Consider the following 16970-nt stretch of genomic DNA (forward strand, 5'->3'; position numbering starts at 1 on the left):
TTTGTATCCTTTTTTCTATCTTCGCAACACTTTTCAATTTTACCTATTATGAGTTTACAACAAGATATAATGTCTGCTTTAAAAGATGCTATGAAAGCCAAAGATCAAACTGCATTGACGGCTTTAAGAGCAGTTAAATCGGCAATTTTACTAGCTAAAACAGAAAGTGGAGCGGGAGATGACTTAAGTGAGGAGCAAGAACTGAAAATACTTCAAAAGCAAGTAAAGCAGAGAAAAGATAGTGCTGCAGTTTATATTGAACAAGGGAGAGAAGATTTGGCTGCACCTGAATTAGCTGAAGCTGAAATTATAAGTCAGTTTTTACCAGAAGCATTAAGTGAAGCTGAAATTGAAAAAGTAGTTGTTGCAACTATTGATCAGGTTGGTGCAGAGGGTATGAAAGATATGGGGAAAGTTATGGGTATTGTAAGCAAGGAACTAGCTGGACAAGCCGATGGCAAAACCATATCTACTATTGTAAAGGCAAAACTAGCTTAAAATAATAAAGGCTGCGTAGTTCAACTGGATAGAATATCAGATTTCGGCTCTGAGGGTTGGGGGTTCGAATCCCTCCGCGGTCACTAATAAATCACAATCCCCCTTTAAAGTATTTAAAGGGGTTTTATGTTATCAATTAGGAAGATTGTCCTAATATTACGGATTTAATTATTGGACAATCTAAATGTCTTTCCAGTAATATTTAGCCTCTTAGAAAGTACAGCCCCATTTTTTACTCTTGCTTTAGAAGGTTGAGCCCCACCAATAGATAATTGATATACTCCTGGTTCAATAATTTTTTCCCCATTATTATTTACAATAGATAGTTGCTCCTTTTTAACTTGGAATTTAATGGTTTTCTTTTCGTTAGGCTCAAATACAACTCTATCAAAAGCTACAAGCGTTTTATGCGGGTTAAATTCATCAGCATTAGGATTTTCAAAATACAATTGTATAACTTCCTCGCCTTTTAAAGATCCAACATTTTCAACTTCAACTTCAACAGTAAAATCATTGCCAGCTTCAAGATTTTTAGGAGCTTTAAAATTATCATATTTAAATTTGGTATAGCTCAGCCCATAACCGAACTCATATAACGGATCACCTTTAAAATAACGATACGTTTTACCTTTCATATCATAATCACTAAATGCTGGTATGTCATTGATACTTTTATAAAACGTTACGGGCAATCTTCCAGCAGGGTTGTAATCTCCAAAAATAACATCAGCTATCGCAGTACCACCGGCTTGTCCAGGATACCATGCTTCTATTATTGCTGGAACATTTTCATTTTCCCAGTTTATTGAGAGTGCACTGCCATTTAGTAAGACTAGTATTGTTGGTTTTCCGAGTGATTGAATCTTTTTGATTAGGTCTGTTTGCGTCTTAGGAAGTTTTGTGTTGACACGATCGCCTCCTGAAAACCCATCAACTTTTACTTTCATTTCTTCGCCCTCCAGCAACGGACTAATACCCATACATAAAACAATAGCATCTGCATCTTTCGCTATATTTAGTGCCTCTTGTTCTAAATTGTCTTTAGGCGACTCCCAAAGCAAACGCATTATGGAATGTTCTGTATTGTCTTGAATACATTCAAAACGAATGTTATACTGTTTTCCAGCTTGAAGTTTTACGTATTCATATATCTTTTTTGGATGATGTACATCTTTTCTTTGCATTAAAAGTTTATCATCTAAAAATAGTTGCATTGATGAGAATGCTTCACCTCCTAATGCATAATTACCTGTTTTATCGACGGAAAGTATGCCAGACCATCTCACAGAATAGGCATCATAAGCTATGTCTGGAAATGGAGACGTATTTCTCCAAGTAAAATCTACAGTTTTATCAACTCTAGTATGCTTTGGCGTCCCTGAAAAAGTAATATTATCATAATATTCGGCTTTTAGGCCTGTTGTACTTTTGGTTTGATCTGTAAATAGTACTGTGTTTGGAATAGCTTCAAAAACAGGTAATCCTTCGGCTAATTTGCACCCAGTAGCATAAACTACCTCTGCATTTGGTAATTTATTTTGTAAGCCCTTTAGAGGTGTTATTGGTTCCTCTGGATACCCATTGTAATTACCTAGTAATACCTCTAAGTCGTCTGCATTAGATCCAATTACGGCAACTTTTTTAACCTTATTTTTGTCAAGCGGAAGTACGTTGTTATCGTTTTTTAATAACACCATAGATTTACGAGCAGTTTCAAGAGCTGCAAGCCTATGTTTTTCAGAATCTACAACATCGTAAGGGATAGTTTCATATTTAACAGCGCCTTTAGGTGCAAACAAGCCAAGTTTTAGACGTGCTACCATTAACCTTTCTAGAGAAACATCAAGTTCAGATTCTGTAATTAACCCATCTTTTACGGCTTGCACTAAAGCAGGGTATGAATTTCCGCAGTTTAAATCTGTCCCAGCTTTTACTGCCATAGCAGAAGCTTCTTTTGCATTGGCACTTATTTCGTGTGCTCCTTTATCATAAAAATCTCTAATGGCCCAACAATCGGAAACAATGTAACCATCAAAGCCCCAGTCATCACGTAATAAGCTACTTAATTTTTTGCTTCCGCAGCAAGGTTCTCCAAAGTAGCTATTGTAAGCACACATTATTGAGTATACTTTGGCTTCTTTAACCACTTTTTCAAAATGAGGACTATACGTATTTAAAAAATCCTGAGCACTAGGTTCCGCATTGAATCTATGACGATCAATTTCAGGGCCACTGTGTACCGCAAAGTGTTTTGCAGTTGCCACAAGTTTTAAATAATTAGGGTCGTCTCCTTGGAGTCCTTTTATAAATCTTACTGCCAATTCTCCGGCGAGATAGGGATCTTCTCCATAGGTTTCCATACCTCGACCCCATCGCGGATCTCTAAAAATGTTGATATTGGGTGTCCAGTATGTAAGGCCTTGATAGATTCCTCTTTTGCCTCGTGAAGCAAATTCATGGTGTTTTGCACGAGCTTCATCCGATATTATTTCAGATATTTTGCTCATTTGATTTTTATCAAACATGGCTGAAAGTCCTATTGCTTGCGGAAACACAGTAGCTTTTCCCGCACGACCAACACCATGTAAACATTCGTTCCACCAATTGTATTCAGGGATCCCAAGTCTCTCTATGGCAGGAGATTCGTAGTTCATTTGCCCTACTTTTTCTTCTAGCGTCATTTGAGCTACAAGTTCTTTTGCCTTTTTTTCAAAGTTTGGAGCTTCTTTATTTTCTTTTGTATTGTGAGGCTTGTCGCTAGAGCATGCTGCTACAATGCTCAAAACAAAAAGGAGCATAATGCGTATGTGAAAATTCATTAATTAATTCCTATTTTAGTTAGAGATGTACTTAATTATGGGCAAACACCTACGTCGTCTAAGTAGAATGTACCAGATACATCGTCTCCTGGACTAATAAACATTTGAAATCTTATGTACTGTCCTGTAGGCTCAAAAGGTGTAAAGTCAGGAATTCCTAAAGCGCCAGATCCTGTAAATCCAGCAGTGGCTGTTGTAAAATCAAACCTTAGTTCCTCCCAGCCTGTTCCAGTATGTATAAGATTAACTTCAGCTTCACGTTCTGTGTCGTTGTTAGGGTCTTGTTGCACAGTTAATCTTACAGGTATTTGTGTGTCTGACCAAAACTTGAGTCTTACAATCTTATCATCATTTTCACCATTACTACTAAAATCTATTGGGCTATTCATTTGAACACCAAAACCATCAAAGTTTCCTCCACCATCTTGTGTAATTTGCAAAACATTTGAAACCTCAGGATTCGCTCCTGATGGATCTGGGTTTTCAACTGTTGCAAGATCTACCCCATTAAATCCAAAAGAAAATGCTATGTTGCCATCATCCCAAGTAGCTGGTGCACTGAAAATCTGTGTACAAGGATCAGCAGGAGGTATTACTTCAAAAAGTTGTTCTGTTACTTTACCATTTGGTGCAATGGCCTTGATTGTAACGAAAAAGGTCTCATCAGATTCTGGGTATATATACATAACTTCTTGTTGAATACCAATAAGAGTAGGGGTGTCACCTGGAAGTCCCGATAATACTTCAAAAGCTGTTGCTCCAATTGCAGTAGGACTTACTGTTACCTCGAATGGAGGTTCTGAATTATTAAAAGCTATGTTAGCTTGAACACTTTCAGGAGCAGGTCCTTCTATAAGTATGGCGTCAAACCCAGCTTCTCTGTTACAGGAAACAAATAAAAGAATTACGATTAACGATAAAAAAGGTCGCATAGTTTTAAGTTATTTTAAATTTATTGAACAATATAGCCTTTTACTGGTTTTTAAAAGCACGTGAGCATTTGTGAATTTTGTATTTGCAACATTTGAGGTCTAAAATGCTACATATTTTATTGTTATTAGTTTCAAATTGCATTTATTTGGTGTCTAAATGCAACATAATTTATGATAATTATAAAACGCTATGTTTTGAAATTTTACAGATATTTATTGTTAGCTATGTTTTTCCTAAGCATGGTGAACGGTTATTCTCAAATTGATTTTACTGCTTTAAAGTTCAACACGGTTGAAAATAATATATTTCAACGCCCCATCACATCTATAGTTCGTGATAGAAATGGTTTTTTGTGGATAGGCACCGATGGTGCTGGCTTGTATAAATACAATGGCTTTTCTTATAATTACTATGGGCATAATATAGAAGATGTTAAAAGTGTTAACAGTAATTCAATAACTGCTCTTTTTTTAGATGGTTCTGGGCAATTATGGATTGGAACAGATGCAGGATTATGTGCATATAACGAAAAGCAAAATTCATTTAATCGTTATAATCACTCATACTTTAGCGGCTTGGAAAACGGCTATATTAGTATCTTAAGCTTTGCTGAATACGAAGAAAGGTTGCTGGTGGGAACTTATGATGGAATTATGGTATTAGATGTGGAGAGTGGCATGTTAAAAGATTATGGACTAGAAGGTCAGGGGATTTTAGATATGAAGTTTTCTGCGAAAGGGAATTTATACGCAGCTACAAATTATGGATTGAATGTAGAACGATATCATCAGTTAGGAGAGTTTGAAGAGATAAGTTTGGGAGCCGATGTTTTAGGGGAGCATATAACAAGTTTACATATTGATAAACAAGAAATTCTATGGATAGGCACGCTTAAAAACGGAACCTATAAGGGTGATTTAAAAAAGTCGCTAGTTACTTTCGATAAGTTAGATATCGTTGATAGTGCTACAATGGCTATCACCAGCGGTTTAGATCATACTTTTATATCCGTTGAAAACGAAGGTCTTTTTGTTTTAGATCAGACGGGAGAAATAGTAAAGCACTATTTGTATAGTGTGACTAATCTCAACGGAGTGGGTTCAGATTCTGTTTGGTCTATGTATTTAGATGATGAAAAAAGGTTGTGGTTGGGGTATTATGAAAATGGGTTAGGCTTTTTTGATGAGCACTATAGTAAGTTTGAATCTATTGATAGAAAAGAGGATGGAAATAGCATTCATACCAATGAGATAAAAGCTTTTGCGAAAACAGGAGATGGTAATATATGGATAGCTCAAATAAATGGAATAGACGTTTTAAATACAAATAATGGTTTTTTAACCAATATTTATGGGAAACAAAGCTCGGAATATAAAGGCTTGAAAAGGGGACTATACATTGAAGATGTTTTTATCGATAGTAAAGGTAATGCTTGGGTTGCTACATGGGGAGAGGGACTTTTCTTTCTAAAAAAAGGGAGTAAAACCTTTGTCAATTTCAATAAGGTTAATACCTACGGAGCTCTAAAAACTAATAAAGTTAAATGTTTCGCCGAAGATAGTACTGGGAAGGTATGGATAGGTTCTTTTTTAGAAGGTATTTTTTATTTTGATTATAGTACAGGAAAAATTCACTCGCCGAGTGGGGAGTTTTATGCCAGTTCAGAGCTTGTAGATAAGGATGTTAAGGTGATACACAACGATAGTTCTGGTCATATTTGGATAGGAACGTCGTCTGGTTTGTATCAAATCGAGAATAGAGATAATGAGTATGTGGTTACAGCACATAATGACTCTATTTCGTCTAAATTTGCTGGTCACCCCAGTTCTAATAGGATTTTAGACATCTATGAGACGCAGGACGGAACAGTATGGTGTGGGACGAATGGCGGTGGGTTGTTTGAATACAAAAGGGATAAGAAGTCCTTTGAGTCTTTTGAGTTAGAAGGTTTTGATCTATCATTTGTAAACACCATTTATGAGCCTGTAAAAAATGAGCTTTGGGTTAGTAGTAAACAGGGAATTCTTAAAATTAATAGAGAAACCAAGGATGTTGTCCAATTTACTATTTATGATGGTTTGCTTGAAAACTTTTTGGCCGATGGCGCAGCAATATTAGATAATAATAACAATTTATATTTAGGCACTAAAAGTGGTGTTAATATTATAAATCCACAAAATATATCCTATAACCCTTATTTAGCAAAACCCTATCTTAAAGATGTAAAATTATTTAATAAAAAAGTAAATAAACGTGATAAGGATAGTCCTTTGGCTATTAAAAGCGATACTAACGTAATATCGCTAAGGCATGATCAACGCGTTATTACTATAGATTATGGTGCTGTTAGTTTTACAAGACCAGAAAAAAATCAGTATGCCTATCTTTTGGAGGGTTTTGAGCATGAATGGAACTATGTGGGGTCAAAAATGAATGCAACTTATACCAATCTTGAGCCAGGAGATTACACGTTTAAATTGAAGGCTTCAAATAATGATAATATATGGAATGATGCATCTGCTATTCTCAAGATACAGGTGCAATCTCCGTGGTGGAAAACTATTTGGGCGTACATTGCTTACATTATTTGTTTTGGTGTATTAGTAATAGTTGGAATGCATTCTTATCGCAAGTATGTGAATGAACGAAATACCTTTAGACTTGAAAGAGAACGAAGAAAGCAAAAAGTGGAGCTACAACAGCAAAAACTTCAATTTTTCACTAATATTTCACATGAGTTTAGAACACCACTTACCTTAATAATAAACCCAATAAAAGAGCTTATAGAGAAGCATAATTCAGAAGCATCAAAATCTGTACAACAAAAATATCATATCATTTATAAAAATGCTGAACGTCTATCTAGATTGATAAACGAACTTATGGATTTTAGAAAGCTACAATCCAATAAGCTTCAATTAAGAGTGAGTGAGTTTAATATTGTTAAAAGTACAAAGAGCATTCTTAGTTTTTTTAATGAAGAGTCTAAAAGAAGGTCAATACAACTGGATTTAAAATATGAAAGCATAGATTTTGCTATATGGGCAGATAAAGGAATACTTGATAAGGTATTGTTTAATTTGTTGTCCAACGCTTTTAAGGTAACCCCAAACAAAGGAAAAATACGAGTAAAGATTTCTTCTAAAAACAAAAAGATATTGCCCTTGATAGATAAAGACACTCCTATTCCTGTTATAGAAATTAGTGTTAAGGACAATGGACCAGGTATAGACCAAAAAGATTATAACAGAATTTTTGAACGATTTTATCAAGTAGGGCAGTTAAACAAATCTTACTACGGTAGTACTGGAGTGGGTTTAGATATGGTTAAAAACTTTATTAAACTCCATAAAGGGCTGATAGAGGTGGAGAGTGAATTAGGCAAGGGTTCAAGCTTTAAGGTGTTTTTGCCTTACGAAAGAGAGTATTTTAAAGACGAGGAATTTTCATCGAAATTGTCTGATAAAATTGAGCAGCTACCTGTAGCCTCTAAATCTAAAGTTTATGACATTGAAGATATTCTCTCGAAAAAAGAATTAAAGAAAAAGTTACTTATTGTAGAGGATAACGTAGATCTTCAAGATTATCTGGTATCCGTCTTAAAAGAAGAATACGATTTGGTTTTGGCGTCCGACGGGCAAGAAGGATGGTTGAAAACTATGGAGCATAGTCCGGATATAATTATTTCAGACTTAATAATGCCAATTATGGATGGTATAGAGTTTTGCAAAAAAGTTAAAAATGATCCTAATCTAAGCAGAATACCTTTAGTAATGCTTACAGCAAAAAACCTAAGCGAAGATAGAATAAAGGCGATAAAGGGAGGTGCTGACGCATATATCGTGAAGCCTTTTGATAATGATGAATTAATGGTTGTTCTGGAGGAACTTCTTGCAAAAAGTGAAAAGTTATCTGAGAAATACGCTAATACAGCAGCATCTTTGATTGAAGAGAAAAGGGAAACGGATTTGGACAATGATTTTATTCAAAAAGTACTAGGGTTTATTTATGAAAATATTGAAAACCCTGATTTGAATGTAGAAAAGCTGTCTTCTCATCTTTGTCTAAGTAGAAGTCAGGTTTATAGAAAGATAAAAACGTTAACAGGGTTGTCTCCTATACAGTTTATAAGAAGAGTAAGATTAGAAAGGTCTAAGGTGATTTTTCAAAATGATAAAAATTTAAATGTAAGTGAAGTAGCCCATAAAGTTGGTTTCCTGTCTGCATCATATTTTACAGTATGTTATAAGAAACAGTTTGGAGAATTGCCTAAAAGCAGAAAAAGTGATTAAATAATAGTTCTTATGGATGTTTTGTTTTTAGACTGTAACGGCGTTTAAAAAACCATATAAAACAAAGGTATTTGTGGATAATGTCCAAATGCAACATATGAAATATTTATTGCATCAAATAAATTGCTCCCGTTGCAATTACTAGATATAAATTGCAATCAGTAAAGCAGTTGTTAGTCTCACTTATAACAATTTGTGACACAAACAAGAAACTAAAACTATTTAATCAAAACTAAATTCTAACATGAAATTAAAGAACTTATGTATTGTTTTCTTTTTGACCATTGTAGGTCAAATCATAGGACAAACAGTCACTGGTACAGTTACTTCTAACTCAGGACCACTACCAGGAGCTAACGTTACTGTAAAAAACCAAACTAAAGGCGTGGTTACAAATTTTGATGGAAAGTACACCTTGGACAATCTCAGTAATGGCGACGTTATAGTATATTCTTTTGTAGGTTTTATAACTAAAGAAGTTACATACTCAGGGCAAAAAGAGATAAACGTTTTTCTAGACGAGGACTTAGTCGGTCTGGATGAAGTGGTTATTGTAACTTACGGAACGCAAAGAAATACGCCAATTTCTGTTGTGAAATCTGAGGATCTTAGTGAGTTTCCAACAGCGGATTTAGGTCAAGCGCTTCAAGGAAGAGCCGCTGGTGTAACTATTACTAATGGTGGTTCTCCGGGGTCTCAAACTCTGGTGCAAATACGAGGTGTCAATACATTTGGAGATGGTACGCCACTTTACGTGGTTGATGGTGTTTTTACTAACAGTATTAATAGTCTCGACTTATCAAGTGTAGAAAAAGTTGACATATTAAAAGATGCCGCTTCACTTGCAGTATATGGTTCAAGAGGAACCAATGGTGTGGTTTTAATAACAACTAAAAAAGGAAAGGCTGGAAAAGCTTCCTTTACAGTTCAAGCTTCTGCAGGGATTCAGGAGTTTAACAGAAGGTATGACATTATGAATACTACACAGTATATTCAATTCTTGAGAGAAATAAATGCACTGGTAGGGCAAAATGGAGGGCCAGATGATCCAATAGGAAGAATAAATGATGATCCCTTATTTGATGGTAATGGTGTAGATACTGACTGGCAAGATGCTTATTTTAGACAAGCGCCCTTATACAATGTTAACGGTAATATAAACGGAGGTAGTGAAAAAGCTAGGTTTAATATTGGTTTTTCTAGGCTTAGTCAAGATGGTGTATATATAGACACTGGTTTTAACCGATCAACGTTGAATATAAATGCAGATGCGAGTATAGCTGATTGGGTAGATATAGGACAAACTCTCGCTTTAGCGCATAGCGAAACCGTTCTTCCAGAACGATTTGAGGGTAGAGACCCTTTGTGGAATATTATTGGGCAAGCACCCTATGTACCAATTGTCGACCAAAATGGTCTTTTTGGTGGAACTGCCTCAGGCGATCTTAATGACGCAAGAAATCAAATAAGAATACAAGATACCAACGATAACTTATCAAGATTTTCATCTGTTATAGGTAGTTTGTATGCTACTTTTAAATTGGCTAAAGGACTTACTTTTAGAACACAATTTGGTTTAAATGCCAATTTGAATTTATTTGATGCGCAAAATAGAGCTTTCGAAGAGGGTGGTGGTAGATTTGAAAACCCTATAAATTTTGTAACCAAAAATAGGCAGACAGTTTCTCAAACCATATTTACAAATACATTGGGTTTTGATAGGGATTATGGCAAACATTCTGTTAATGCCTCCGCCGTTTTAGAACAAACGAAAATTAAATTAGAGTCATCTTCCATATCTGATAATAACACGGTTTCTTCAAGTATTCCTGAGGTATTTTCGCCAAATGCCAGAGCCACATCTTTTTCTGTTCCAGAAAACTTAAATTCTATTTTGTTTCTTGGAGGGTATGAATTTGATAAAAGATATTCGGTGAGTGCTTCTGGGCGTAGAGACACGTCCTCAAGATTTGCTCCTGAAAATGCTTCAGAATGGTTTTTCTCTGGGGCATTAGGTTGGAACGTAACTAACGAATCTTTCTTTGATGTTGATTGGATTAATAACCTGAAACTAAGAGCAAGTTATGGAGAGACCGGAAATAATAGAACTGGTAATACCGTTAACCAATTCCTGCCAACATTAGGTTTAAATTTACCTTCTTCCATTAATAATGAAACAGCAACTGGTATTAGTCCTAATAATGCAGCTAATCCTGACATAAGATGGGAAACGCAAATTAAGCAAAACTATGGTTTTAATTTAGGAATTTTGAACGATCAGATACAGGTTACTGTTGATTATTTCAAAAACAGAAGTGAGGATTTATTAATACCGGTAGAATTGGCGGCATCCGCTGGTATTCCTGGGAATGCGCAAACAGGACCGTCAGTTATAAGAAATGTAGGTATTGTAGATGTAGAAGGTTTTGAGTTCACCTTAGGATACAATGATTACACAGGAGATTTTAAATGGAATTTTTGGGCCAATTTAACAACTGCTCAAAATGTTGTTGAGAGTTTAGGTGTTAGCGGTGAACCTATAGAACGTGCCAGACTGAATCCACCATTTGCTGCTCCTTTAAATAGGTTAGCTGTAGGTGAAGCACCATTTCATTTTTTTGGTTTAGTAGCTGATGGCGTTTATTCTACTCAAGAGCAAATAGATGCGGAGTTACCGAATAATGGTAATGCTGCTGTACCAGTGCAACCTGGTGACGTAAGGTATCTCGATATCGACGGTGATGGATTAGTCACTTTAGGTGATAGGGCGGTTATAGGTGATCCTAATCCAGACTTTACATATTCTGTAAACTTGAGAGCTGAATATAAAGGCTGGGATTTTAATGTTCTATTCAATGGCGTACAAGGTGTTGATGCTTTTAATAGTAACATTTACTATTTAGAAGGTTTAGATAACGGGTTGAATTACGGCACTCGCGTAATACGTAGATGGCAAAATCCAGGCGATATTACAGATATACCAAGATTTAGGTTTGGATCAAACATTAATAATGAAATTTCTTCTCGTTACGTTGAAGATGCCTCTTATCTTAGGTTAAGAAACGTTACTGTTGGTTATAATCTTCCAAGTAATTGGATTAATAAATCAGGCAATGGATTAATTAAAAAGCTTAGGATTTATGTTCAGGGTCAAAATTTGTTAACTTTAACTAATTACACAGGGCTCGATCCAGAAATAGCACCATTTTACAATGCGCTAGGACTTGTAGATGGACTAGGAATTGATAGAAGTGCCCAACCAAGACCAGTTACCGTATTGAGCGGAATTCAAATAGAGTTTTAAAATAATAGAATTGTTAAAATGAAAAAAATTAGTAATTATTTAATTGGGTTTGCAGCGTTATTTGCGTTATTCATTGTAGCTGCTTGTGACGAAGATGTACCTGTTGAAAATACAAACGCATTAAACCCTGAGATTTTCTTTGAATCTCGAAGTCAAGTAGAGGCGGCTGTTAATTCGGCTTATAATCAATTTCAAACATTATATCAGCGTGTAGGTTATGTTTTTCCGGATGCAATATCAGATGAAGTGGTCGCTAGTGGAGACCCAAACTTTGCACCCTATAATAGGTTTGAGTTTAACGCCACTCTTGATAATATTGCATTGTATTGGACTGCTTGTTTTAACGGTGTAGGAGCATGTAACTTTGTTATAGGGAACGAAGATAGGATGAGGACTAATGCCGAAGGATCTGATTTCTCTGATGAGGATATTGATAATGCATTAGGACAAGCCTATTACTTAAGAGCACTTTACTATTATCACTTAGTAAAACGTTTTGGTGGTGTACCCCTAAAAATAGATGTTTTGACGGCTACTGAAGATCAACCAAGGGCAACTGCAGATCAAGTCTACAATCAAATAATAGCAGACTTACAATTATCAACCAGATTAACTTTACCAAAAGGAGCAACAGAAAAAGGACGCGTTACAAAAGAGGCTGCCTATGCAATGCTTGGTAAGGTGTATTTACACAGGGAGTTATATCCAGAAGCCAAAGAAGCCTTTAACAATGTTACAAATCATAGGTTGCTTCCGATAGAAGAATATCGTGATAACTTTAGTGAAACAGGAGAACATAATGATGAGTCTATGTTTGAGATAGGTTATAATGGTGAAGTTGGTACTGAAGCAGAGCGATGGGCACAAACAGGTATAGGAACATCTGAGGTAACATTTCGCTCTCAAGACTACACCGGATGGGCTAATGCAAGACCATCTACTAAAGTTATAGAAGAGTTTGAGGAGGACGACCCAAGGTTAGATATTGCTATTCTACAAGATGAGGATAATACGTATGGCCCTGGAGATTCCTTTCAATTTCCTTGCCCTGGATGTGTTGGGGGACCAGTTTGGTATAAGTTTTCACAATTGTATGATGAGCAAAATGTATCACAAAATAGTGGGGTTAATGTTAGAGTAATGCGATATGCCGATGTGGTACTAATGCAAGCAGAAGTAGAAATGAACCTTAATAATTTAGCACCAGCAGTTGATTTCCTAAACGAGATAAGAGATAGGGCTGGTATGCCAAGATACGGTACAGCAACTATGGATGCTCGAGGTTTCCCTGTAAACACAAAAGAACAAATATTTGATGCTATTGTTCATGAAAGATTTGTAGAGCTTTGTGGAGAGCAAGTAAGATTTGACGATTTGGTAAGATGGAATTTAGACGATCAGGAACTATCAATTTTTCCAGATGCTAATTTTAACAATCCAGATCCATCATTGAGAGTCACCAGGAATTATGATCCATCTGTTCATCGTGTAATGCCAATACCGCAGAATGAAATAGATGCGAACACGCAAATAAACGGTGGGGATCAGAACCCCGGATACTAATTGAGTTATTTGTTTAGTTTAGTTGATAAATGGGCGAAAGTTTTTCTTTTCGCTCATTTGTTTTTAATTTAAGTTTGTAAAATAAAGTTATTAAAGTGAAGATTATGTTGCGAGTAATATTGATACTACTTTTTGTATCAACGGCACTAAGTTGTAGAGAAAATGATAATAAAGAGCACAACTTTGATAATGCTGTTAAAGAAAAAGTTTTTGCTAAAGTTTTGCCTGAGGATACAGGTATAGCTTTTAAAAATATGTTAGTTGAAAATGATACGTTAAACTACTTCACTTATCCATACATATACATGGGCGGCGGTATTGCAGCTGGCGATGTAAATAATGATGGTCTTACCGATTTATTCTTTTCGGGTAATATGGTAGACAATAAACTCTACATTAATCAGGGCGACCTAAAGTTTAAGGATATTACAGAGGAATCTGGACTTTCTGGAGATAGACGATGGTATACAGGTACAACCATGGCAGATATAAATGGAGATGGTTTTATCGATATTTATTGCTTAGTTGCTGGACAGTCTGGAAATAAAAAAAATCAGCTTTTCATCAATCAAGGTGATAATACGTTCAAAGAGCAGGCATCTAATTTTGGTTTAGATGATGCCGGTAATAGTGTTGATGCTACATTTTTTGATTTCGATAATGATGGTGATCTTGATGTGTATGTTGCTAACTACCCCATTACCCCATTTGAATACAATAGCTATCATTATAAGATGCGTATGGATAGGGTGACAGATATAGAAACCGATAATTTGTATAGAAATGATGGTGGAAAATTTACTAAAATAACAAACAATGCGGGTGTTAGATTATATAGTCTTTCTTTAAGTGTAACAGCATCTGATATAAATAATGATGGCTGGATTGATCTTTATGTTTCTAACGATTTTGGGACACCAGATTGTTTATATATCAACCAAAAGGATGGTACGTTTAGGGATGAGGTTAAAAGCGCAACTGCTCACACTTCGTTCTATGGAATGGGTGTAGATATTGCAGATTTTAATAACGATGGTCATCTGGACATTATCCAAATGGATATGGATGCTTCGTCAAACAGACGCTCAAAAGCTAATATGGCAAGCATGAACCCTGAGCTTTTTGCAAATATAGAGCGTGTAGGGTTTCAATACCAATATATGCAGAATACGCTTCAGCTCAATACAGGGTTTAATCATCAAGGTATTCCAAAATTTAAGGATATTTCGCGTTTAGCTGGGGTGTCTTCTACAGATTGGAGTTGGGCACCGCTCTTAGCTGATTTTGACAACGACGGATACAAAGACCTGTTTGTTTCTAACGGTACACGAAGAGAGATAAACAATAAAGACTATTTTGAGAGCCTTCGTGGTGAAAAAAAACATGAGGATAGTTTGTTGATTAAAAGCCTAAACATCCCAACGGAACCTATCGATAATTATGTTTTTAAGAATAATGGAGACCTTACCTTTTCAAAAAATAACAAAGTATGGGGTATTGAAGATAAGGGCTTTTCTAATGGTGCTGTTTATGTAGATTTGGATAACGATGGCGATTTAGAATTGGTTACAAATAATATAGATAATTATGCGTCTTTGTTTGAAAATCATAGTGCAGAGATTAATAACCATTTAACGGTAGCCTTTAAAGGAAGCCCTAAAAATATTCATGGCCTAGGAGCAAAAATATACTTGTATCATAACAATAGATATCAAGTTCAAGAGCTGTCTTTAAGTCGTGGATTTCAATCATCAGTAGCACCTAAGCTCCATTTCGGGCTTGGTGACGATGAAAAAATTGATAGTTTGGTAGTTGTTTGGCCAAATCAAAAGAGTCAAAAATTAACAGATGTAGCCATCAATACAAATGTGCTATTGGATATAAATCAAGCTGAAGGAAACTTTGGAAAAAAACATGAAAATAATGTCGCAGGTAAATTATTTAAGAGTTTTACAGATACCTTAGCGTTATACAAGCACAAGGAAAATAGGTATGATGATTTTAAAAAAGAAGTTCTTTTGCCACATAAAACCTCTCAATTTGGTCCCGGTTTATCTGTGGGTGATTTAAATGGTGATGGTTTAGATGATTTTTACGTTGGTGCAGCAACTAAATATCCAGGTGGCTTATTTTTTCAGAAAAGCGACGGTACGTTTGAGCAACAAAAATTTAAAATACTACTTGAGGATAGAAAGCATGAAGACATTGGTTCTTTAATTTTTGATGCTGATAACGATGGCGATAATGACCTTTATATTGTTAGCGGTGGAAATGAATTTAAGAGTGGATCACAGATGTTACAGGATAGACTTTATGTGAATCAAGGTAATGGGGAATTTATTAAAAGTTATAATGCATTACCACCGATAAGTGAAAGTGGTAGTAGAGTATACGCTTATGATTTTGATAAGGATGGAGATAAAGACTTATTTGTGGGTGGTAGGCTTGTGCCGTCAAATTACCCATACCCAGCTTCTAGTTATATATTAGAAAATATAAGTGAAACAGGTAAGCCTAAATTTAGAAACATAACTAAGAAAGTTGCGCCACATTTAAGTAAAATAGGTTTGGTAACGGCTGCACAATGGTTTGATTATGATAATGACGGTTGGGTAGATCTCGCTGTTACTGGAGAATGGATGAACGTTAGGGTTTTTAAAAATGATAAAGGAAAGCGTTTTACTGAAACTACTGATGACATTGGCTTAAAAGAAACCAGAGGTTGGTGGTTTAGTTTAGTGGCTGACGATATTGATAATGATGGCGATATTGATTTAATAGGAGGAAATCTTGGAGATAATTACAAGTACAAAGCTACGGATGACGCTACTTTTGATATTTATTTAAATGATTTTGATGGTAACAGAACTAATGACATTGTGTTGAGTTATTATAACGAAGGTAAACAGTATCCAGTGAGAGGTAGAGAGTGTTCTTCTCAACAAATACCATCAATTAAGAAGAAATTTAAAAATTACAACGAGTTCTCAACAGCAACATTGAATGATGTTTATAATGAGAAAAAACTTGAGAGTGCCATACACTATCAAGTGTCTTCATTTAAAAGTGCCGTATTTGTAAATGAAAACGGAAAGTTTGTTAGGCGCAACTTGCCCATAAGGGCTCAAATTGCACCTACTAATCAAATTTTGGTTAAAGACTTTGATTCAGATGGGATTAAGGATATGGTTCTTGGTGGTAATTTATATGCGTCGGAAGTTGAGACACCCAGAGCAGATGCTGGTTATGGAACTTTTTTAAAAGGCGAAAAGGAAGATGAAGGTGTTGGTTTTAATCCGTTAAGTACTGTGAAAACCGGATTATTTATTGACGGCGATGTTAAAGATTTTGCTATGATTCAGGTTCAAGGAAAGTCTTATATTTTGGTGGCAAAAAATAATGATTTTTTAAAGTTTGTTGTAATACTATAACTTTTTATAGGCTACTGACGATTACAAGAAATGCTTTTTACAAAAGTGCTTGGTGCTGCAACTAAGAAGTATGCTGGCAGATTTGCCCGCGTTAGGGATAGAAGTGGAAAGCCCACAGCGAAGCTCCAAT

The 16970-nt window shown here is 35.5% G+C and carries 7 protein-coding genes and 1 tRNA gene; 6 read left to right on the forward strand and 2 right to left on the reverse strand.

What is annotated here, in order from left to right; genetic code table 11:
• Positions 1-48 precede the first annotated feature (48 nt).
• Entirely contained in the window at positions 49-498 is a 450-nt protein-coding gene (locus tag EYD45_RS04005; RefSeq protein ID WP_130963067.1) for a GatB/YqeY domain-containing protein, read from the forward strand.
• A 9-nt stretch (positions 499-507) separates the two neighbouring features.
• Positions 508-581 (forward strand) — tRNA-Arg (locus EYD45_RS04010).
• 81 nt (positions 582-662) lie between these two features.
• Here EYD45_RS04010 and EYD45_RS04015 read toward each other — a convergent pair.
• The gene (locus EYD45_RS04015; RefSeq protein WP_130963068.1) at positions 663-3317 is read right to left on the reverse strand and encodes a glycoside hydrolase family 3 C-terminal domain-containing protein; all 2655 of its coding nucleotides are present in this window, start codon (positions 3315-3317) and stop codon (positions 663-665) included.
• Positions 3318-3352: 35 nt separating this feature from the next.
• Positions 3353-4249 (reverse strand): hypothetical protein, encoded by an 897-nt coding sequence (locus EYD45_RS04020; protein ID WP_130963069.1) that lies wholly within the window; start codon positions 4247-4249, stop codon positions 3353-3355.
• Between the two features lie 195 nt (positions 4250-4444).
• On the opposite strand from EYD45_RS04020, the gene EYD45_RS04025 reads away from it, so the two are divergent.
• The 4 genes from EYD45_RS04025 to EYD45_RS04040 all read left to right on the forward strand — a co-directional run bounded on the left by EYD45_RS04025 (position 4445) and on the right by EYD45_RS04040 (position 16840).
• On the forward strand, positions 4445-8542 hold the full coding sequence (locus EYD45_RS04025) for a hybrid sensor histidine kinase/response regulator transcription factor (RefSeq protein ID WP_165453884.1): 4098 nt from the start codon (positions 4445-4447) through the stop codon (positions 8540-8542).
• A gap of 244 nt (positions 8543-8786) precedes the next feature.
• On the forward strand, positions 8787-11846 hold the full coding sequence (locus tag EYD45_RS04030; protein ID WP_130963071.1) for a SusC/RagA family TonB-linked outer membrane protein: 3060 nt from the start codon (positions 8787-8789) through the stop codon (positions 11844-11846).
• Positions 11847-11864: 18 nt separating this feature from the next.
• Positions 11865-13409, forward strand: coding sequence for a RagB/SusD family nutrient uptake outer membrane protein (locus tag EYD45_RS04035; RefSeq protein ID WP_130963072.1), 1545 nt, complete (start codon positions 11865-11867; stop codon positions 13407-13409).
• Between the two features lie 104 nt (positions 13410-13513).
• Entirely contained in the window at positions 13514-16840 is a 3327-nt protein-coding gene (locus EYD45_RS04040; RefSeq protein ID WP_130963073.1) for an FG-GAP-like repeat-containing protein, read from the forward strand.
• Positions 16841-16970: the final 130 nt, after the last annotated feature.

Source organism: Hyunsoonleella flava (assembly GCF_004310325.1).
Lineage (GTDB): Bacteria > Bacteroidota > Bacteroidia > Flavobacteriales > Flavobacteriaceae > Jejuia > Jejuia flava.